The organism is Parendozoicomonas sp. Alg238-R29 (genome assembly GCF_947331445.1).
GTDB lineage: Bacteria > Pseudomonadota > Gammaproteobacteria > Pseudomonadales > Endozoicomonadaceae > Sansalvadorimonas.
The window spans coordinates 13191-33767 of sequence record NZ_CAMZOG010000005.1; the positions used below are offsets into that span (position 1 = coordinate 13191).

Annotated in this window: 15 protein-coding genes; 9 read left to right on the forward strand and 6 right to left on the reverse strand. The window is 47.7% G+C overall.

Annotation, left to right across the window (positions count from 1 at the left end; genetic code table 11):
* Positions 1-58: 58 nt before the first annotated feature.
* Positions 59-979 (reverse strand): pseudouridine-5'-phosphate glycosidase, encoded by a 921-nt coding sequence (locus tag QMA35_RS02020; RefSeq protein ID WP_281645460.1) that lies wholly within the window; start codon positions 977-979, stop codon positions 59-61.
* Positions 980-993: 14 nt separating this feature from the next.
* Positions 994-2082 (reverse strand): PfkB family carbohydrate kinase, encoded by a 1089-nt coding sequence (locus tag QMA35_RS02025; RefSeq protein WP_281645461.1) that lies wholly within the window; start codon positions 2080-2082, stop codon positions 994-996.
* A 46-nt stretch (positions 2083-2128) separates the two neighbouring features.
* On the opposite strand from QMA35_RS02025, the gene QMA35_RS02030 reads away from it, so the two are divergent.
* Genes QMA35_RS02030 through QMA35_RS02040 form a run of 3 tightly spaced genes read left to right on the forward strand, consistent with a single transcriptional unit; the run spans position 2129 to position 3404 of the window.
* Positions 2129-2710 carry a motility-associated protein gene (locus QMA35_RS02030; RefSeq protein WP_348650922.1) on the forward strand — a complete coding sequence of 194 codons (582 nt, stop codon included), beginning with the start codon at positions 2129-2131 and terminating at the stop codon, positions 2708-2710.
* The gene (locus QMA35_RS02035) at positions 2707-3084 is read left to right on the forward strand and encodes a flagellar motor protein MotB (RefSeq protein WP_281645463.1); all 378 of its coding nucleotides are present in this window, start codon (positions 2707-2709) and stop codon (positions 3082-3084) included. The genes QMA35_RS02030 and QMA35_RS02035 overlap by 4 nt, the downstream gene beginning before the upstream one ends.
* Complete coding sequence (locus QMA35_RS02040) at positions 3081-3404, forward strand: OmpA family protein (RefSeq protein WP_281645464.1); 324 nt, start codon at positions 3081-3083, stop codon at positions 3402-3404. Before QMA35_RS02035 ends, QMA35_RS02040 begins: the two co-directional genes overlap by 4 nt.
* A 297-nt stretch (positions 3405-3701) precedes the next feature.
* Here the strand turns inward: QMA35_RS02040 and QMA35_RS02045 are convergent, their stop codons facing one another.
* Both QMA35_RS02045 and QMA35_RS02050 read right to left on the reverse strand, forming a co-directional pair.
* Positions 3702-5483 carry a hypothetical protein gene (locus tag QMA35_RS02045; RefSeq protein ID WP_281645465.1) on the reverse strand — a complete coding sequence of 594 codons (1782 nt, stop codon included), beginning with the start codon at positions 5481-5483 and terminating at the stop codon, positions 3702-3704.
* Between the two features lie 417 nt (positions 5484-5900).
* A complete protein-coding gene (locus QMA35_RS02050; RefSeq protein WP_281645466.1) occupies positions 5901-6179 on the reverse strand; it encodes a hypothetical protein in 279 nt (92 codons plus the stop codon).
* Between the two features lie 188 nt (positions 6180-6367).
* Here QMA35_RS02050 and QMA35_RS02055 point away from each other — a divergent pair, with 188 nt between their 5' ends.
* Positions 6368-6847 (forward strand): ProQ/FINO family protein, encoded by a 480-nt coding sequence (locus QMA35_RS02055; RefSeq protein ID WP_281645467.1) that lies wholly within the window; start codon positions 6368-6370, stop codon positions 6845-6847.
* Positions 6848-6970: 123 nt separating this feature from the next.
* Complete coding sequence (locus QMA35_RS02060) at positions 6971-14617, forward strand: hypothetical protein (protein ID WP_281645468.1); 7647 nt, start codon at positions 6971-6973, stop codon at positions 14615-14617.
* A 26-nt stretch (positions 14618-14643) separates the two neighbouring features.
* Here the strand turns inward: QMA35_RS02060 and QMA35_RS02065 are convergent, their stop codons facing one another.
* Positions 14644-15357, reverse strand: coding sequence for a methyltransferase (locus tag QMA35_RS02065; RefSeq protein WP_281645469.1), 714 nt, complete (start codon positions 15355-15357; stop codon positions 14644-14646).
* Between the two features lie 215 nt (positions 15358-15572).
* On the opposite strand from QMA35_RS02065, the gene yiaY reads away from it, so the two are divergent.
* A complete protein-coding gene (gene yiaY / locus QMA35_RS02070) occupies positions 15573-16724 on the forward strand; it encodes an L-threonine dehydrogenase (protein WP_281645470.1) in 1152 nt (383 codons plus the stop codon).
* Between the two features lie 76 nt (positions 16725-16800).
* Here yiaY and QMA35_RS02075 read toward each other — a convergent pair whose 3' ends face one another.
* Positions 16801-17364, reverse strand: coding sequence for a hypothetical protein (locus QMA35_RS02075; protein ID WP_281645471.1), 564 nt, complete (start codon positions 17362-17364; stop codon positions 16801-16803).
* Positions 17365-17759: 395 nt separating this feature from the next.
* Here QMA35_RS02075 and QMA35_RS02080 point away from each other — a divergent pair, with 395 nt between their 5' ends.
* Genes QMA35_RS02080 through QMA35_RS02090 form a run of 3 tightly spaced genes read left to right on the forward strand, consistent with a single transcriptional unit; the run spans position 17760 to position 20575 of the window.
* The gene (locus tag QMA35_RS02080; protein WP_281645472.1) at positions 17760-18026 is read left to right on the forward strand and encodes a FeoA family protein; all 267 of its coding nucleotides are present in this window, start codon (positions 17760-17762) and stop codon (positions 18024-18026) included.
* Complete coding sequence (gene feoB, locus QMA35_RS02085) at positions 17995-20319, forward strand: Fe(2+) transporter permease subunit FeoB (protein WP_281645473.1); 2325 nt, start codon at positions 17995-17997, stop codon at positions 20317-20319. Before QMA35_RS02080 ends, feoB begins: the two co-directional genes overlap by 32 nt.
* On the forward strand, positions 20309-20575 hold the full coding sequence (locus QMA35_RS02090) for a FeoC-like transcriptional regulator (protein WP_281645474.1): 267 nt from the start codon (positions 20309-20311) through the stop codon (positions 20573-20575). The genes feoB and QMA35_RS02090 overlap by 11 nt, the downstream gene beginning before the upstream one ends.
* Positions 20576-20577: the final 2 nt, after the last annotated feature.

Here is a 20577-nt window from a genome sequence, read left to right on the forward strand (position 1 = left end):
TTGGTGAGTTGTAAAAAAATACCGGATATTTCGATATCCGGTATTTTTTTATCAGTCATTATTTCTGGCTATATGCCACAGCAATAGCTGAAGCCAGTTTGGCGTTGTTCATAATCAGGGCAATATTTGATTTCAGGCTATCACCACCGGTGAGTTCTTTAACCCGTGATAGCAGGAAAGGTGTGGATTCTTTGCCTTTTACACCCTGCTCGTCCAGTTCCTGAAGTGCTTGCCCGATAGCCTTGTCAATAACATCTTTGGGCATGGAATGTTCCTCGGGGATAGGGTTTGCGATAATCATCCCACCCTGCATGCCTGTTTGCCATTTTGTCTGCATGATGACGGCAATATCTTCATGGGAATCAATCTGGTGATCAACCTGAAAATTACTGTCCCGGGTATAAAAAGCAGGCATAGTTTTCACTCCATAACCCAGCACCGGAACACCCTGGGTTTCCAGATATTCCAGTGTCAGGCCGATATCTAGAATGGACTTACAGCCCGCGCAGACGACAGCAACATCGGTTTTGGACAGCTCTTGAAGATCGGCTGAAATGTCAAAAGTTGTTTCCGCACCGCGATGAACGCCGCCAATCCCGCCGGTAGCAAAAACTTTCACTCCAGCCATCGCAGCAATAATCATTGTGGTGGCAACGGTTGTTGCACCATCCAACTTACGGGCCATGATAACTGGCAGATCACGACGGCTGGTTTTGGTGACGGCCAGACCGCTTTTGCCCAGGTGTTCGATCTCTTGCTCTGACAGGCCAACTTTCAGGCGTCCACCGATAATGGCAATCGTGGCCGGAGTTGCACCGTGCTCGCGTATGGTGTTTTCGACCTGTAATGCCGTAGTTACATTGTCAGGGTAGGGCATGCCGTGGGAGATGATTGTGGATTCCAGGGCAACAACCGGACGACCTTCATTAAGGGCGGCTTTTACCTCTGGATGGATATCAAGAAAGGCGTTATTGAGCATTGGTTTTTCCATTATTACATCGATGATTGAATGCGTTTTCTGATGGCCTCGGCCGTCAGTTCCGGATTAATAGTTGCGTGATATTCAAGAGCCATAGCCGCACAGGTTTGGGCCGTAGTAATCGACTGTTCGAAATCAAAATTCTGAAGGTAACTGTGCAGTAGCCCAGCCATCATGGCGTCGCCGGCCCCGGCGACACTTGTTGTCTGGATATCGGGTGATGGCATCAGAAGTTGCTGCTGTTCATAACTGGCGAATACTCCTTCTTTCCCCAGACTGATCACCAGTTGCTGAACACCTTGCTCATGAAACCATTGAGCGCATTCATGGAGATCTACTTCTGATTTGACTGGTTTACCCCACAATAAACCTGCTTCCATGCGGTTGGGTTTCAGGCAGAAGATACGATGCAGCCAGGGATTAAGTCGTTTGGCTTTACTGGCGGAAACACAGTCAGCAAATATCGCCGGAAGATTTGGAATCGTGAATAAGTGTTCCAGTGTTTTCTCAGGCAGGTTGGCATCAATCACCAGTGTCTGACAATGTTGCAAGGCTGCGGTATGGAGCGTTAATAACTCTGGGCTTAACTGTTCAATCAAGGCCATATCATTAATGGCTTGTATCAACTCATGGTTGTTATCGAGAATAGAGAGGTAAATCGGAGTTGGCTTATCAGCAAGCTGTTCTACTGAGGAGGTATCAACACCAGCGGAAGCTGTTGCTGTTAGAACCTGCTGGCCAGCCTCATCTCTACCAACTGCTGAAAGTAAGCGAACATTGTGCCCAAGGCGAGCGATGTTTTCGGCAATATTTCTACCAACGCCGCCGGGAGTCATGGAAATCTGGCCAGGAATGGAATCACCTGGGAGCCCCGGGATTTTTGGGATTCCCTGAATGTCCAGCGTACAGCCGCCAATCACCATGACATCGAGCAGTTCGTTAAGTAGATATCCTTTCCCGCGAATAAAACCCTTTCGGGTCAGATTCATAATGTGGTTCGCTGCAGCTTCACGGCTTATACCCAATTGTTCCCCAAGGGCTTTCTGGGAAATCAAAGGGTTCTGGCGAATAGCTGAGAGAACCTGCTGCTCCCGTTTCGTCATTGGCTTTACCAAACATAAGTTTGTTTAATGTTTCATTTGTTTGGTATTGAATCATCTTGCGGTTTGCTTTTGCAAGGTTTCGTTTGTAAGTGTGATAGGCGGCTTTTACCTGGGTAATGGCGTTTTAGCTGCGCTTTGGCAGCCTGCCTGTATTCTGATTGTTATTGGCGGATCTCTGGGTTCTTTCTTCGGGCCAACACCACCAGACGTACTTGCTCTGACTCGTTCTTATCTGGGTAAACGCCGGGGTAGAGAAGACTATGAACAGTTGCTGGTACTTCTTCACGACTTGTTTCAAGTGATCCGCAGAAAAGGACGTCAGGCTCTGGAAGAGCATATCGAAACCCCGGCCAACAGTGACCTGTGTAAACGTTCCGGCTTTCTGGATAGCCCCCGCCTTGTGACATACATTTGCGACAATCTATGGATGACCAACCTTAGACAGATTTCTGCAAAAGAGTTGGAAGCTTTACTGGATTCGGAGCTGGATGCTTTTGAGGTCGAACAGATGCAGAGTGTCAATGCATTGAAGCGTGCTGCTGATGCAGGGCGGCGGGTTCTTTTCTCCGGTTTGCAGCCCAGCTTTGTTGAACTTAAGAGAAAGCTTCAGGGGGGGGCTACGGCATGAGTCGTAAATCCAAACAGCAGCCTGAAGAATCTGTTGGCTGGAAAGGCGCTTTTGCTGATTTTTGCATGTCAATGATGACTCTGTTTATGGTGCTCTGGATTGTTGCCATTGCAGATCAGGAACAGCGTGAAAGTCTGTCGCTTTATTTCAACGATCCGGGGGTTTTTGACACAGTGAATTCCCGTTATGTGATTAAACAGGTTACTAATGGTTTTGTGGTGAGTCTGGAAAGCAGCAGTGGGAAGACCATTGTTGACCGTCCTGACCCTATTGCCAATGAAACTCGCGGTGGTGACCCCTATGAACTTCAGTTAATGCAGCTCAGCGATAATCATGGCAACGTAAATGTAAAAAAATTCCGGGTGGCTTGTTGATTGAATTGGTTGAAACAGAAGAGCAGCCTATGTTTCAGCGCAGTGAGTATCAGCTAACACCGTTTTTTGAAGATCTGCTGCTGGAACTGGCTCCTAAACTGGTGAACTCCGGTGCTGAGCTGGCTATTATCGGACATGCCGATTCAACCTCTTATACCGGTCGTGCTTCTTTCGAGAATAGCTGGTCTGTGTCTTATGCCCGGGCTAACAGTGTTCGTGAATTAATGGACTTTGTTGGGATGCCTGAGAAAAGTATTGTTCAGGTTTCAGGCATGGCAGACAGTCAGCACTTGATAAAAACACCCCCGCAGTGCTATTAATCGCAGGGTTGAATTGATTCTGATCGATAAGGCGAATAGCAGTAAGAATCGTACTCCTGAAGCTGATAACAATATCTTTACCGTGATGGACGGTGCTCGCCATCAGGCCCGTAAAAATCAAATCTGAATGAACCCCTGCAATTGGGGTTTTGGGGTAGATTAATGGGTGCCAACGAACGGCGATTTTCTAACTCAGGTTTCTGACCCAACATAAAATCAGCGAGCTGCTCTGGGTCTACCCATAGAAGCTCTCGGCAGTGCTGAGTTCGATGCCTAATGAGAGCCCCAGAGGTTGCTTTACTGGTTGTTATTTCCTTGAAGTCTGTTTCTCAACTTTTTAAATAATTCAGAAGTGTTTTGTTCATCACCTTCGATGAACTTTACGACCTCGTAGCCAGGGCGAAGTAACGGCCTTGGACTTTTATCAAGAATTTGCTTCATTTCATCAATTATCTCGTTTAGATCGTCGCCAGTTATATTGCTGAACCGGTTATTGAAAGCAATGACTATTCTTTTCTGTGCTTCAGATGGATCGGAGAACAGTTTGACTACTTCTTCAAATTCTTGATCTTCGCCATCTTCCACTCGTGTGTGCGCGCCTTTGACGTAAATGACATGATCAATTTTCGATGTGAGTCGTGACCTCACACTACGTAGCCGTTGATCACTGATTTTTTGCAGCAGGGTTGGTAACTCAGTCACACGATTGCCATCTGGTAGGCTGAGGCTTTTAAATCCAGTTGGGGCAATCAAGCTTCGTTTTGAGCTGAATACATTTGTTCCTGTGAGGTGGTGTGCTATATGACTTTTACCATTGCCACCCCTCCCTGCCAGAACTATATGTATCCCATCCGTTTGTAAGTCACTTTCTAATCTGTTTGCTTCAATCTGAGTTATATCTTCATCGTCAGTAATGTTGGTGAATCCATCTTTCGTGAAGTTTCTTCCCTCAGTGAACCAACGAAGAGTTTTATCAAGCAAAGTATGGTGAGTTATAGATCGTGTTGCACTCAGCAGGCGCCATATGCCGTGCTCTGGCCCAGGGCGCCGTTTTTCTTCCAGGGTTTTCAGTGCCGCTGCTGCTTTTCTGTGGGAAATCAAAGGTTCTACGCTCAACCAAAGCTCTGGCAATGCCAGCCCTTGGGTATCGGTGTGATCACTCAGCAGATAGGCTCCATCCCCCAGCCCGGCCACAATCATGGACTTGCCTCCCACAACTGTAACGGTTAATTCATCTTCCGTAAGTGCCGGAGCCTGCGGGCTGGAATCTCCCTTCAGTGTTTTGACAATTGCAGCGAGAGCGCCTTCCGCCAATGGAGAGAGCACCATGCCTACACTGGTTTGTTCAGGTGATTTAGCCAGAATCTCTGTGAGCCATGTATTTTTGTTCTGTGAGTTGGAGTCTTTCTGAGGCGCCGGTGTTACGGCTATCTCTTTGGAGAAGGCCTTTCCATTGTTCTTGGTCACTTTAATTTTGAGAACATCTTTAGATGTGGATCCATTGCTCTCAGGTTTGATTTCTAATGTGCGAACACCGCTTTGATAAGCAGTACAGGATAGTTGTTCCAGGTATTTGTGGTAGGGCAGGGAACAACCTTTCCGCTCCTGATTGTGGCAGCTTTCTGGCTGCTGGCGACTGAACTGGAAAACAAAATGTGGGGCATCAATATTACTAAATAGAATCTGGAAAGATTCTTTATCCTTTCCTGTGTGAATCTTTTTTGTCCCCTCTGGCAGGTGATTTTGTGATTGTATCCACATTTCCCAGGCCCCCATGAGTAGGGTCGGACTTTGCATTATCAGTGAGTTAAGCCAGAAGGAGTGGGTATTATGGCTATACCAGCGCAAAGCCAGCAGTGGAATTTGTGTTATTTGACGAACAGCAAAGTCTGTCAAATTTTTTGACAGAAACCAATCCATAGACACATGAGCTGTAGACAGCAGTACACTGAGGGGGAAAATTTTCTGACTTAATTTGTGCAAGCCGTAGCCTGCTGCAATCATGGTTCCAGTCGAGAGGACGTGACGGGCTTCATTCATCAGATGCCAGTTAAGTCGGCTCTGGTTTTCGCTGAGCATATAGGGGGCATACCCAGGTAAATGCCATTGAAAATTCTCTGGGTGTGTTCCAGGCTCAGAGTGCGCCGCTTGCCCTGTAAACGAAGCGGTGAAAAGAGCCAGGCAGAGGCTCGTAGATTTGAAACCTGCCATCTTATTCAGTGTCGGATTATTTATAGGGCAGTGAATATAGTCTACAGGCTTTGAAGCGAGAGCTAAAAACAGTTGTAAGATGTACTGGGGGTTCTGTTCACAACAAATGTGGGTTTAAGCCAATGCGAGGGTTCCTGATCTAACAAGCTTTCCTTCTGCTTCTGCTTCTGCTTCTGCTTCTGCTTCTACTTCGGCTTTGCCAGTACCCAGCTAAAATCGCCCCCCAGCGCAACAGGAGCAAGAACAATCTGAACAATGCTAAACAGTATGGCGAGCCGGTCACTATCAATAACACCCTGAAGATAAAACCCTGTCAGCCACGGCATGAGTCATATGGCCAAAAGAGTGGAAGTCAGAGTCATGCTGATAGGCAGGGCAATATTCCCCGGCCAGATAAGTTAAAACATTGGAGGCCGTACCACCGGGCGCTGTGCCCACCAGAATCATACCGGTCATAAGAGCCGCAGAAAGCCCCCACCAGTGACTGATTCCATAAGCCAGCAGCGGCATCATCAGAAACTGCAGAGATATACCAATAATCAATGGCAGCAGACGACGGAACACCTGGCTGATATCCGGGGCAAAAGATAACCGATAATGCCGCCAGGCAGCGCCAGTATTGGCATGAAGGCAGAAATCCTGGACATTTTTTATCTCGTTATCAGTTAGTACTGGTGTATATTGCCCAGAGTGGAGTATTTTACTCTTCTCCCTGCGGGGAGGTATTTATTTACAACAGGTTTTCCGTATATATGCAGTCAGCAAACCAACCAGAAAGCAAGGATGGCCAGTCACCTGAGGTGAAAACAACCTCTGATGAGGTGAGTAGACTTCTGGCTGAACTGAGCAGTAGAAACATCAAGGATGTTATGGGTCATGAGGCTTTGAGAGTATTGCGTCTGCTCTGGCCTGCTGTTTTCCGTGTTTCTTCTCCCCGACCACTCAAAGTGGGTATTGATAAGGATATAGCTGCTACCGGCAAAGTTCCTCAACCGCTGATTAAAATTGGTTTACGCTGCTATACCCGGCTGGATCAATATTTGGAAAGCACTCGCGACGGCCGGGCTCGCATTGGCCTTGATGCCAAGCCTCATGGCAAGGTGCGGCTGGAAGAGGCAGTCAATGCGGATATGATGCTCTATGACCGTTTCTGCAAGAGAACCCCCCGCAGAGCTTTTGTTGGGCAGTTACGCGTTGTGACCGAACAAGAAAAAACAGAATTGGCACACTGATTCCTCCTCGGCAGTCTTCTCAGGGCTGCCAGTATTCCTGCCATTATGGTTAGTCGCCATACATAAAGTCCTATAACCAGCTGTCTGATAATACCTGTTTCAAATTTCGGGGATTGGTCAGACATGGAAAGCCAGGTTCGAACATCTTCACCTCAAGCAGGTGTGCAGCCTTCTTGTACGCAGCCTCATTCGCCTGAGTCAGATGATAAACATCTGCTTCCCGGTGTTGGCAGGGATGACAGCCTTGTTCCCGCATGCCCAATTACCAAGCGATCTGTAGCTGGTATCGCACCAAATTCTGCTTACATTTCTTCAGGCAGTACATCTCCAGACTCAACTGCCAGTGCTGGCAGTTATGTCACAGAATATGATTTTATGGCTCACTTAGAGGATCATTTGGAGGTTGTCCTAGAACTCATTGCAATGCTGGCGACCTCGAAAATTGCTGCAGAAGATGTTGTAAAACAGATCTTGGGGTTTCTGGATATGTCGAGATCATTTCTTCTTTCCCGAGGCTGCTCAGAGAAAGACTTCCAAACTATTTGTGAATGGCATGCCCGGCTAGGTAAAGCTATTCCTCCCGAAATGAAAGGTATCATCACAGCACGGATAACAGGCATAAAGCAGTTTTGTACTGGCATGGGCAGGCTGCATACGGAGCCAGAAGCTGCAAGAAAGGATCTTGCGTCTGCTGCATCCAGGAGAGAGGCGAACGCATTTTTTTGGAGTGCGCTGATGAATTTGCCTGCAAATGTAGCGCAGGCTTCAGCTGATATGAAAAAGGCTCTGAATGGAGGCGTGCCAGAAGCCAAAAAATGGCTTGGTGCTTTGTTGGCGCTTGAAGCTGAGCGGTGGCGGGAGCAAGTTACCTCGAAAACTCCTTATCTCTCTGAAACGCACCGGAAAGAATATGAACGAAGAGTGTTGGAAGCGGCACATCATGGAGAGTGCTGTCTGCTGAGTACACTGGCTGATTTTTATATTGATGGGGCTTTCGGGTTTGAGAAAAATATCGAAAAGGCTGCTTTATTGATTGCCCAGGGGAGGATGCAGGAATGCCCTGTGGCTTGTGTTTGTCAGGCTCAGCTATTGGGTGGTTTCCGTCATTCTGATTACTGGCGTCATTACTATTCCGACCCCTGTTCCACAAGAGATTTTTTGCAACAGGCAAGGATGTGGTTGGGTATAAAAGAAGTAAATCAAACAAAATCGGTTGCTGAGGGAAAGGTTATTGGCTCTGGTTTCGAATGGCCGCACGATAAGCTTCTGAAAACCTATTTCAATAACGCCAGTAAAAGAGTATATCCTTTGCAGGCCATTCTTATGAAAGTGTTTGAGCTGGGCTGTTCTGACCCGAAGAAGACAGGTTTGCAGGAACTGGAAGGGTATGGTGATGCTGAGCCTTTGCTCTGGCGGGCGGCTGCATACGCCTGCGAAGGTTTGGATTGCCTTGAAGTTGATGCCCAGACTACAGCTCTGCTCAGCTGTAATAGGGGCGAGTGTGGAGCGTTCACGCTTTTGGCACGGCTATGGGAAGATGATAAAGAGAATGCAGCCGGGAGTGCTCTGGCAGGGTACCGCTATCACGTGGCAGATCTTTTTTCTCTGGATCAGAAACCATTGTCTTCGAATTTTCGGTCGAAAACGTTTTATCACGTACAGATGGGGCAACTGCATGACGCTATGAATGCAGCGGCTAAAGCGCTCCAACACAAAGGCTATCATGACCCGGAAGATCTCTTTGTTTACGAGGTTTTGACAAAGTTGATCTATGGTCGGGAACAATGCCTGTTTTCTGATAAGATCATTCCAGGTTGTTATCGTGATGTTATTCAGAGATGGCGCCAACAGGTTCAAGCAACAGATAAAGAGAGCGCGTCCGAATATAAATCACTGTTAACCAGTGAAGCCAGGCTTCTGCGCAGTATTCGTCGGGGCAAGAAAACTGAATTGCCAGATTGTGCTTTTGATACACCCAGAAGCAGCTATCGTGCTTTGGATCTGATCTGTGAAGGTTATTTTGAAAAACCTTCTGAGGATCAATGGTATCAGTTACTTAATAAGCTGTGTGAGTTGGAGGATAAGGAATGTTTTCTGCTCCGTCTGGATGCCGGTGTGAATAAAGTTGTCGGTGCTCTGCAAGCGTATTTTGATGTTGAAGACCATAATCGAAGGCTGCAGTACAAGAGATTGGCGGCCTTACTTTCTGGCTCTATCGAACAGTATGTTTTCTATATCGAAGAGTTAGCTCGACAGGAAAAGTATCAGGCTGCGCTGGCTGTTATTGTTAGAGCCAGAAATGAATGCGCAATCATGGGAGCTGTGTGGGGCTTAGGGCAAGAGGTTCCTGTTAAGGATAATCCTACCGTTAATATTATTTCTCAGTTGGGCTCATTGGAAAAAAAGATCCGGGAGCTTGCCCAAAATGATAGAAAAAAACCGCTGGCTGTTGATGCTTCGGCGCGTATAGATGACCAGCTTTTGGCGTTGACAGATAAATTGAAGGTAACAACAGAGTCGGAAGACTCTGTCAGCGAAAATGTATTAATGACCTTAAGACCATTGCTGCCGGCAGTATTTCATAACTGGGGATACAGTCTTGGCCCGGAAACAGGAGATAAACAAAGAGATGACTGCCGGGAACGGGTGAAAACCTATTTCTGCCTGTTAGGGACTGCAGCTCATAATCTGGACTCTTACGGGGAGGCCGCAGAATATTTCGGTCTTGCTCTAGCCCATGGCTACAGAGGGAACGACCCTTTAGTTCATGCCTATGGAGCTGTTTCAACGCCTTTCATTGGTTCCAGAGTCATTATCACACCAAATAATGAGGCTATTCGGCAATGGATGGTTGATAGCCGTTGTCAGGCGATCCAGGAAGTTATGGGATTAATGGGGAAAGGTAACTTCGATTCGGATGAAATTCGGCGCCTTCAAGGCGTTGCTGGTGAGATGGCAGGATTGGGCTGCTGTGATGGTTATTCAGAAATCTGTGGGAATCTGACCGGAATGGTGCTTGCTGGCTTGAATGATGTACAGCATTTAAAGTCGGCCAGTTATGAGCTTGAGCGAACCAAAAACGTCGCCTACGCAACCTGTGCTCCAGGGGCTGCTATACCGATGATGCAACACTTTGTCGTCCCTTGTTGTAGTTGGATTTTAACAAACCCACGTCAGCTGATGTATGCTCTGAAATCTTTGCCGCCGCTTTCTCCTAAAAAAGGGACTGCTCTATCCTGTCTGGCGAGTGATACGGATTTGTTTACGCTGGTGACCTCAGAAAGGGAGACTGCTTTCCAGAAAGCTATTCGCAATATTGAAACCACTCAGAATATCGATCATCTGCCATTGCTTTACGCAGCAGGGCTTGCTTTTAAAGATGACCCTGCTTATGTGCGTACTGTAGAGATTTTAGGCATGGAGAAGGGAAGCTGGGCTCTTGCGGAGCTTATTGGGCGTCTTGCTGCAGGTGCGCCTGGGAATGAAATTGAACCATCGTTAAACCTGATCAAAACCCTTCCTAAAGATGATCGTGCCGCTGGTCAATTGTTATATGCACAATTAGTTGTTTATGGAGATCACCCAGATGACATAAATAGCTTTCAGTTGATGAAGGCATTGAACTTTGCCTGCATGAGACATTTTGCCTGCGCCTGGACCTGTAAAGGTGTTCTGGCTTTGCGGAATGGGCACGAAGAAGAGGCAAAAGACTGTTTCAACGCTGCTGGCACGAAGTATGTTAAAGACATACAGGTACAGGCTCCAGACCCGGAAGGCTTGTATATGTCTGGGCTGCTTTTGTTCAAAAGCGGGAGGTACAGGCGGGCTTGCCTGCAGTTAACGCAGGCCTTCAGGCTGAATTACTTGCCAGCCATGTGTACTTTGCGACAGTTGTCGGTCAATGGCCCGACAGCGTTTCGTGGTTCAGTTGTGAACCTCTCCCAGCCTTGGCTTGACCACTGCTCCCAAGCGCGGTTAGTGCAGGATATAGAGGCTCTAGAAACATTTAGTGAACCACTGATTGAAGAGATACTCGAGAGAATGCGTACCTATGCAGGTAGCACAGATCCTCAGGTTATTTTTTACCTTATAGAAGCTGTACAGCGTTTTCCCAAACTTCAGGAAAAAATTTCTCTTATCGAGCTTGTTGACTCCTTTCATCAGCACCTGGGGTTGGCTCATGCCCATTTGCTGGCTGTGCACCCCCACAGAAACGCTGTGGTAAAGATTATTCAAGAGATTGCTGGAGAAAGTGGTAAGGATTATTCGCAGCTATTGAAACTCCTGACTTTGGGGGGGCAGCCACTAGAAAAGGAAGTCAAAGTCCGTTCACCCGAAAAGACTCCGGCAGAGGCATCACCGTTGGATACGCCGGAAAGCTCTCCCGCGACAAGTGAGAGAAGGAAAAGAAAGAAGAAAAAGGGCAAAGGCGGCGCCGTTAAAGAGAGCTCGGAACAGCCTTCATTACCGGTTGCGGTTGCGGTTGCAACGAAAGAGCAGATTGCAGCTCCTGTTTCGTCACCTCTTCTCTCAGATAATAGAGTCGAGAATGAGGCTGTTGCTGATCCAGAGCCGATATCGCCACCTTCTAAAGAGGAAGCAAAAAGCCCTATTGAAATGCTTCCGCTGGCCGGGTTGGTGGAGAGTCTGAATGGCCCGGTGTCTGATACTTCTCATGACGAGACTTCTCATGGCGAGACTTCTCATGGCGAGACTTTGCATGAGCTAAACCGACGTTATCACAACAACCTGATTCCCAATGCTGAGCTGTTTTCAGTCTGTTGCAGGGTGATGGAATTCAGTCGTCAGTCAGGTAACCGAGGCCAAACTCTGGGCTGGTTGAAAAAGGCCTACCAGAACAAGACAAACGAAGGCCTATTGCAGATGCTTCAAAGGGAAATGGCTGAGATTCCTCCGCGAGTCGATTGGGTTCTTGATCTGTGCCAGAGCATTGATTTTGTTCACATGAAACTTCCCTTGCAGTGGCGACAGGGTGAGCTTCTCCAGCTTCTCAGGGGGCTCTCACTTTGGAAGGCAGATAAAAGCGTGCAGCATTTGAATAAGCATCTGCTTGCGGGATGCTACAAGGTTATTAGGTCAGCACCCCAGGCTGTGACATTGCCAGAGCTGTGCATGCTCCTTGAACTGGATAGTTCGAAGGAAGCTTCCCAAGTGGTGGCTGAGGTCGCTTGTCGGCGCGCTGATGTCATGAAAAATGATGAGTTGCGAAATACTCTGCTACAGCGGACTGTTTCACAAGGGTTGCCGGAGGTTGTCGTTAAGTTATGTGATGTCATTAAGAATATAGACCCTGAGCAGGCGTTGCAGACCCTTGATGCGGTTGGAAACATGTGTTCTCAGACCGAACGTTGGTGGGAGTTGTATCGTCAGTGCTTAGTGGGGAGTGACAGGCTGCATTCTCTCCAGCAGGTAGATGTTGAGGTAAAGGGGAATGTGCAGCATTACGTTAGTCGTTTGGAAAAAGTCAGAGTGTTGAATAAACAGCTGAAGAAAGAGCTTTGGCTTGTGCGTGCTCGTTTGAATGCGCTTGATCAGCGAAAGGCCGATGGAGTAGCGAAGTTACGCGCTCAGCTTCAGCAATATGAAGATGTTGTGGCTATTCGTTGTTTGTTGGATAAAGCGGGAACTCGCAAGTTAAATGAAGAGAAGAAAAAATTAAAAAATATATCTGCTGAGCAAAAAGCGTTGTTATCAGAAGAGGATCTGAAAAAGATTGCTCGCGCTTCTATGACGGATGTCGAATGGAAGAAGCATTTGGCTATGGAAGAACAGAAAGAGCTACAACGTGCAACTATTGCTGAGATAGAACGCGCCGCTGTTGAAAACACTCTCCAAGAAAAAACACAGTCCCAGTTGAGGAAGTGGAAGCAAGCTCTAAAAAGCAGAGTGCCTGTTCAGTCGCTTGAAAAGCCATATGAAGCTGTTGAGGTAAGCAGGCAGACTATTGAGTTATTGCTATGGACATATGAAAAGTCGTCAGAAAGACACAAAACGACAACGTTATTGGGGAATATTCACTCCCATTCATGTGGTGCAATTCTGGTTGAAAGGCTGCCGACGGTTGTTGCTGCTTTGTGTCGGTCGTGTATTGAAAGCATGAAAACGGTTCATAAGCAGGGTGAACTCAAGCCTCAGATGAAAAATCTGGTAGAACAGGTTATTGAGCTTTGGGGGCGTTGTGGCCTTAGTCAGGAAGAAGCTAAAGGCCTGCGCGCGAAGCTTATCAGTGGACAGGATACGGAGAAACCGGAGGGTCACAGCGACCAGGGAAGTCTGCCGGCAATTCATTCGGTCAGTCCTGATTCAGAAGAACCGGTGAGTCATGTTGACGCGATGGTTTCAGCTTCAGGCTCGACTGAAGAGGTTATGACAGATGCTGGTGAAGAAGAATTAATCACTGCTGCAAAACAAAGTGTCGCTAGTGCGATTTCAAGGGCACAGAAAAAAGTAGCGGAAGAATCGGAAACTGATAAGGGTGTGCAGAAGAAGAGGTCGCTGTCCCTCGAGCCTCATTTACAACGAACAAAGACCCCGCAGTCTCTATTGGAGCAAGTTCTTTCTGCTCCAATAGATCAATTTAGCCCTGACCTGTGTGAGGAGTTATTGGCTGGTGTGGGAGCTGACCCTATGGTGAGCCGGGGTAAATATTTCCTGCTGAGTATGCAGGTGTATTACAAGTGCATGCGTTACTACCATCATCAGAATAACCCGGTTCAGGTCTGTAATTTTTATTATGCTCTTGGCTGCGCGTTAAATGGGAACTTCAGTTGCTTATCCCTGAGGTACAGAAATGCAATTATAGAGGCTCTGGATGCTGCTTATGAGCATATTGTCGATCAGGGTGAGAGGCATTCCTCAACCGGTCAAAGGTTACTCATGGCGTGTAATCAGCAGCGATTATGGAATCATGTGTATTTCTTCGAGCAGATGGTTGATTTGATTGAAGCTAAGGGTTGCAATGCTGAGCTTTATAAGGATGCAACAGATAAGATTCAATACATAGAAAATAATATATTGCAGGCAGGGTCAGTACCTGCTATACATCATCGCTTTCAGGCGCTGTATGATCGGGTTATCCCATATCTTCTCACGTTTTCTGAGCAAGAGCGTGTGAGGTCAAAGGAAGCTTTGCAGCAGAAGAAAGAACGCGTGGGGTTAAAGGAAGCTTTGCAGCAGAAGAAAGAACGCGTGGGGTTAAAGGAAGCTTTGCAGCAGCAGAAAGAACATACATACAGTGTGTTGGATAAATTGGTCAATGAAGATTACAAGTTAGCATTAGAATCACCTGTAGAATTTGTAGCCAAACTGCCTGAGTTTAGAAATGCAGTGAGCCAGATTGCGCCCTTTGAATCTGATCCTCTCGGCGTTACTTCTTATGAATTATTTGTCGATCTATTGGAATTGGTTATATATCAAGATTCTGATTATAGGGAAGATAACGGAGGAGATGAGCGGGTTGATGAAGTAAAAAGGCGGTGTTTGACCGCTATGGAAAAGTTGAAAGATCTGTCAGATATCCCAGGGGTGGTTCGGATATCACCACAATTTTATACTGCAATTCAGGAACTTAAAAAATATGCCGAAGGTAGAGCAGATCTTGAATTCAGTAAGATTATACAAAACGTCCACGTGCGACCCCCTAATCGCTTTGCAGGAAAATCTTCAGAGAAAAAATTTGTGCATCTGGATCCACCCAAAGGCTACTTATGGAGCGATCAAGCCGTGTTGGGTGGAAAGACTATTGTTTAGATGTAGAAGTTTAGAGTTTCAAATAATTAGAGTTTCAAATAAAAAGGTTTCAAAAGCCTTATAAATTCTTCTGTATATCCGCCTGCTCCATGGATACAAATCTCTCTCGTAGTGATGCCTTTTTCTTGGTGGCCAAAGCTAAGAATCTGGCGAGAAACTTCCTTCCTTAATGTCGGGCGAACCGAGAAGTTTTCTGAAAGAAACAAGCCAGCCTCACGGCATGCAGCCATAAAGCGTTCCTGTTCAGATGTTGGCAATAGCACATGAAATAAACCATCGGTGTCCAAAAGAGCTTTGGCGCCGGCTGCCAACTCTTCAAAACTTAAAGAATCATTGTGTCTGGCTTGATGCCTTAATGAGCAGTCTGAGGCTGTGTGGGCGGTGAAAAACGGTGGGTTGCAGATAATGCGATCGTAACGCTTTTGCAGATTCTCGCGGGTAAAACGCTGAATAGATTGTGGGTATACAGTTATGCGGTCTGTCCAAGGGCTTTGTTCCGCATTGTTTTGAGCCTGGGCTGCGGCATCAGGATCAAGTTCAACCGCATCAATATGCGCATCGGCTCGCTGAGCCGCCATCAATGCCAGCAGGCCTGTACCTGCTCCGATATCGAGAATTGTTTGACTTCCATCAAGATTCACCGCTGCGCCGAACAAACAAGCGTCAGTAGAGACCTTCATGGCACAATTTTCTTGGAAAACAGAAAATTGTTTGAAGTGGAAATGTTGGTTTCTGGCCATAGGTATCAAAGAATTGCGTTAAATTAACAAAAATGAAAATTGGATAGGACCAATTTTGTTTGGGTTATAAATACCTGTCGTAGATCAATATATGGGCATTTTATGGGGCGTAAGGTAGTACTCATTCCGATTGAAGTGCTACAGCGTGAAGCGTTGATGCACGGGTTTGGGTAAACCTTTCTGTTTAAGCTTTTGTTTAAAAAAAAGGAGCTATCATGGCCGCATTTTCATTCTTTATGCCTCCTGTTAACCACATGGGTGAAGGCTGCCTCGAAGGCGCGATGAATGATATCGTCAGTCTGGGGTTAACAAAAGCGTTGGTTGTTACTGACGAAGTTCTGAACAAAATTGGTCTGGTTGCAGACGTAACAGAACAACTGGGCGCTAAAGGTATTGCCAGCGTTATTTTTGATGACACTCAGCCTAACCCAACCTGTAGCAACGTTGCTGAAGGCCTGACGCTGTTGGAAGAAAACGAATGTAACTTCGTTATCTCTTTGGGTGGTGGTTCTCCACACGACTGTGCCAAGGGTATCGCTCTGGTTGCTACGAACGGTGGTGCCATCAAGGATTATGAAGGTGTAAATGTATCTTCCAAGCCGCAATTGCCGCTGGTTGCTATTAACACAACTGCGGGTACTGCTTCTGAAATTACCCGTTTCTGCATTATCACTGACGAAGAGCGTCATGTGAAGATGGCGATTGTTGATAAGAACACCACTCCAGTGATGTCTGTTAACGATCCTGAGCTGATGAAGGGTATGCCTGCTTCCCTGACGGCTGCCACCGGTATGGATGCATTGACTCACGCTATTGAAGCTTACGTATCTACTATCGCCACTCCTGTGACCGATTGCAGCGCTCTGAAAGCGATTGAACTGATTGCCCGCTTCTTGCGTCGTGCCGTTGGTAACGGTGCCGATATGGAAGCCCGTGAGCAGATGGCTTACGCACAGCTGCTGGCCGGTATGGCGTTTAACAATGCCAGTCTTGGTTACGTTCACGCTATGGCTCACCAGCTGGGTGGTTTCTACGACCTGCCTCACGGTGTTTGCAACGCGGTTCTGTTGCCTCACGTACAGGCTTACAATGCCCGTGTTCGTCCTGAGAGACTGGCCGATGTGGCTGTAGCTATGGGTGAAAATGTTGAAGGTCTGACTGATGTAGAAGCTGCTGAAAAAGCGCTGTCTGCTATCAAGCGCCTGTCTGCTGATATCGGTATTCCTGCTGGCCTGACTGAGCTGGGTGTGAAGGAAGAAGACTTCGAAGTTCTGGCGACTAATGCTCTGCAGGACGCTTGTGGTTTGACCAACCCTAAGCAAGCGAATCTGGAAGAGGTTATCGCTATCTACAGTGCTGCTATGTAATTGCTGATTGGCTATTGAAGGCAGATAAAAAACCCAGCGTAAGCGCTGGGTTTTTTTATGCGGTTTGGCTCTAACCTTACATCTCCGTGGCTGCCACAACCGTGGTGATTTGATGAGTAAGACCACCAACCATCTTGAAGACAGCCTGCTGCCTTTCTTTGAGTGTTTCAAGCTCAAGCTTCAACCTCGCAAGCTCTGTGGTCAGATCAGAATTTTTTCCGTTAGCGCTGTCCAGTACTTCTCTGATCGCTTCCTTCTCATTGTTTAGCTCCAATGCCTCATCCTGCGCAGTCTGGAGTCTTGTTTTAAGATCTTGCAGGTCGTGGGTCATCTGGGCGTTGTCACTATTGGCTTCCCTTAATTTGGCGTTTGCTTCACTTAATGCTGTACCAAAATCTACAGCCGCCTTGTCCAGCACGGTAAGTTCTTTCTTGGCTTCCAGAATGATGGCTCGCTCTGGTGAAGCGGTTGTGCTGGCAATGTAGAGAACACCCTGACCGTTGGGTTCGCACAAACGCTTGCTGATCGCTTTAAAGGGGGCGGTATTGCTGATCAGGTCTTTTAAGTGGCTGCATGCGTTCTTCAATTGTTTCCAGCCGCTGCTGATTGCATCTGCAGTATCCAGAAATGTGGACGCCATGAAATTTACACTGCTGTTAATTCTGTTCCCTATCATGCTCATATCTGTGCTCTCCGTGTTTAACTGGAATGCCTTGAAGTCTATGAGCAGGGTTCGTTGCTTGCCATGCAACTATGGTCGCACCGGCGTGGTGGTTTAGACCAAAGTCTAAAGGTTGATGCAGGTCAAAAGAGGCTTGAGTGGTATTGCGTATGATTCGCAATAACAATTCATAACATGAAATGCGGGTTCACGTAGCAATTTACCGATCATTGCTGATGCGAACGCTTCTCATTACCTCTATATTCTAGGCTGGCAGTTTATGCAGCTAAACGAATAAACAACGACTCTTGTTGTATGAACCTGCTTTGGTGGCCGTTAGGCCGCCCCATGTTGCCAGAAGTAAGGAGCTCTTAATGTCATTAACACTGGGTGATCTGGGTGTCGGCGATGCCGGACGGGTATCCGGTTATGCCGGTGGCGGTGGCTATCGCCGTCAACTACTGGCCATGGGGTTAACCCCTGGAACCGGGTTGAAAGTTGTCCGCAGAGCCCCGATGGGTGATCCGGTTGAGCTTGAAGTTCGTGGTTTCAGTTTAAGTCTGCGCCGGGATGAAGCCCAGTGCATTCTCATCGAGAAGGAGGCATGCAATGGTGCAGGCAACTGTAGCTGTACTCGGTAACCCGAACTGCGGTAAAACAACACTCTTTAACAGCTTGACCGGTGCCAGGCAGCAGGTTGGTAACTGGCCTGGGGTAACCGTTGAAAAGAAAACTGGTGTCTACGCCTTCGCAGGTCGGGATATTGAGCTGGTTGACCTTCCCGGAACCTACTCCCTTGATGTAGGTATTGGTAATACTGCTATTGATGAGAAGCTGGCCCGTGATTATGTGCTGGCTGATGAAGCAGATCTCTACATCAATATTATTGATGCTGGCAATATTGAACGTAACCTTTATCTGACCACCCAGCTGTTGGAAATGAATCGCCCTATGCTGGTGGTTCTGAATATGATGGATGTGGCCGAGGAGAAGGGCGTAAAGATTGATGCCGAGGCGTTGGCTAAGGGGCTGGGCTGTGATGTTATTCCCGTTATTGCCAGCCGCAGCGAAGGTGTTGATCCACTCAAAAAGGCAATAGAAACTTATCTGGCCGGTAGGAAGGATGAGCGAGTAAAAGTTTGTTATACCGGCGCTATTGAACATGCGCTGGAACAGCTCAAACCGGTTGTTGGCGTGAAAGCAGCTGAGCTCAATGTGTGTAAGCGCTGGCTGGCTGGCCGCCTGCTGGAAGGTGATCAAAGCCTTGAAAGTGTGATGTCTGCTGAATCCATGGCTGAAGTCATTGGCACCCGCAATGAGCTACAGGCTGCCGGGGAAGAAGAGGTTGATATTCTCTTTGCCGATGCCCGCTATCAATTCATTGATACCCTGACCAGCGATACGGTTTTCCGTAGTCAGAGCATCAGCAAATCCCTGACTGAGAAGATTGACTCAGTGGTTCTAAGCCGTGCCCTGGGCTTGCCAATTTTCTTCGGCATTATGTACCTGATGTTCCTGTTCTCTATCCATGTGGGCAGCGCATTTATCGATTTCTTCGATATTCTGGTAGGTACTCTTTTTGTAGATGGTATGCGCCACCTGCTCGAAGGAGTGGGATCTCCTGAATTCCTGACCACCATATTGTCTGATGGTATTGGTGGCGGTATCCAAACAGTTTCTACCTTTATTCCGGTTATTGCGGCTCTGTATCTTGTGCTGTCTCTGTTGGAAGATTCCGGTTACATGGCTCGTGCGGCCTTTGTTATGGACCGTGCTATGCGTGCGCTGGGTCTGCCTGGTAAAGCGTTTGTTCCTGTTCTGGTTGGTTTTGGCTGTAACGTACCCGCGATTATGGCAACCCGTACCCTGGAACAGGAACGTGACCGTAAGCTGACGATTCTGATGAATCCGTTCATGTCCTGCGGAGCCCGTTTACCTGTTTACGCACTGTTTGCCGTGGTGTTCTTCCCGGACAGTGGTCAGAACATAGTGTTTGCTCTGTATCTTACTGGTATTGCTGTAGCAGTTATTACCGGCCTGATTATGAAGCATACCCTGCTGCCAGGTGAGGCAACGCCTTTTGTTATGGAACTGCCACGTTACCATCTGCCAGCCTTCCGAGGCATTCTGCTGCGTACCTGGGATCGTCTGAAGTCTTTCATTGTTCGCGCTGGTAAAACCATCGTTATAGTTGTTGCGGTTCTGGGTGTGCTGAACTCTCTGGGTACTGATGGCTCTTTTGGTAATGAGAACACCGAACGCTCTGTGCTTAGCCATATCGGTCAAGCAATTACCCCGGTTTTTGCACCAATGGGCATGGAGCAGGAAAACTGGCCAGCAGCTGTAGGCCTGTTCACCGGTCTGTTCGCTAAGGAAGCGGTTGTAGGTACTCTGGATTCTTTGTACAGCAACATGTCTGAGGAAGGAGGGGGCGCACACGAATTCGACCTGATGGCTGGCGTAAATGAAGCCCTGGCGACTATCCCTGAGAATCTGGCAGGTATTGCCGGTGCTCTGGCCGATCCTCTGAGCCTGAATGTTGGTACCACCGACAATGTGGAAGAAGCCGCTGAGGAACAGGGAGTAAGCGTAGGAACCTACGAAACCATGCGTACCCAGTTTAAAAGTGAAGCTTCAGCCTTTGCTTACCTGCTGATGGTTCTGCTCTATGCTCCTTGTGTAGCGGCCATGGGTGCAGTGAACCGTGAAGCCGGACGAAGCTGGATGTGGCTGGTCGGTGCCTGGTCTACCTATGCAGGCTACACTGTGGCGTCTTCTTACTACCAGATCGTGACCTTCAGTCAGCATCCGGGTTCTTCTGCAAGCTGGCTGACGGTATTTGGTTTGATCTTTGTGGGTGTTCTGGTTGTCCTGCGAAAGGCAGGGCTGCGGGAAGCCCGGTTGAACATGGCAGGTGCTGTTGGTGCTAAGTGATATCCGTCGTTTCCTGGTATCGAAAGATGGAATGGTCAGCCTTTATGAGCTGGCCAACCATTTCGATACAGAGGAAGGTGTTATGTCTGGGATGCTGACCCACTGGTTGAGAAAGGGGCAGATTATGAGAGTCGAATCTCCCTGCACTCAAAGTTGTGGAGGGTGTGACCGGGCTAGCGATGGCGTTTGGTATCAGTGGGTCAAGCCGGAGGCCGCTCCGACCCTGATCTCTCTGGGAACTCCCTGTTCCCGGTAGTT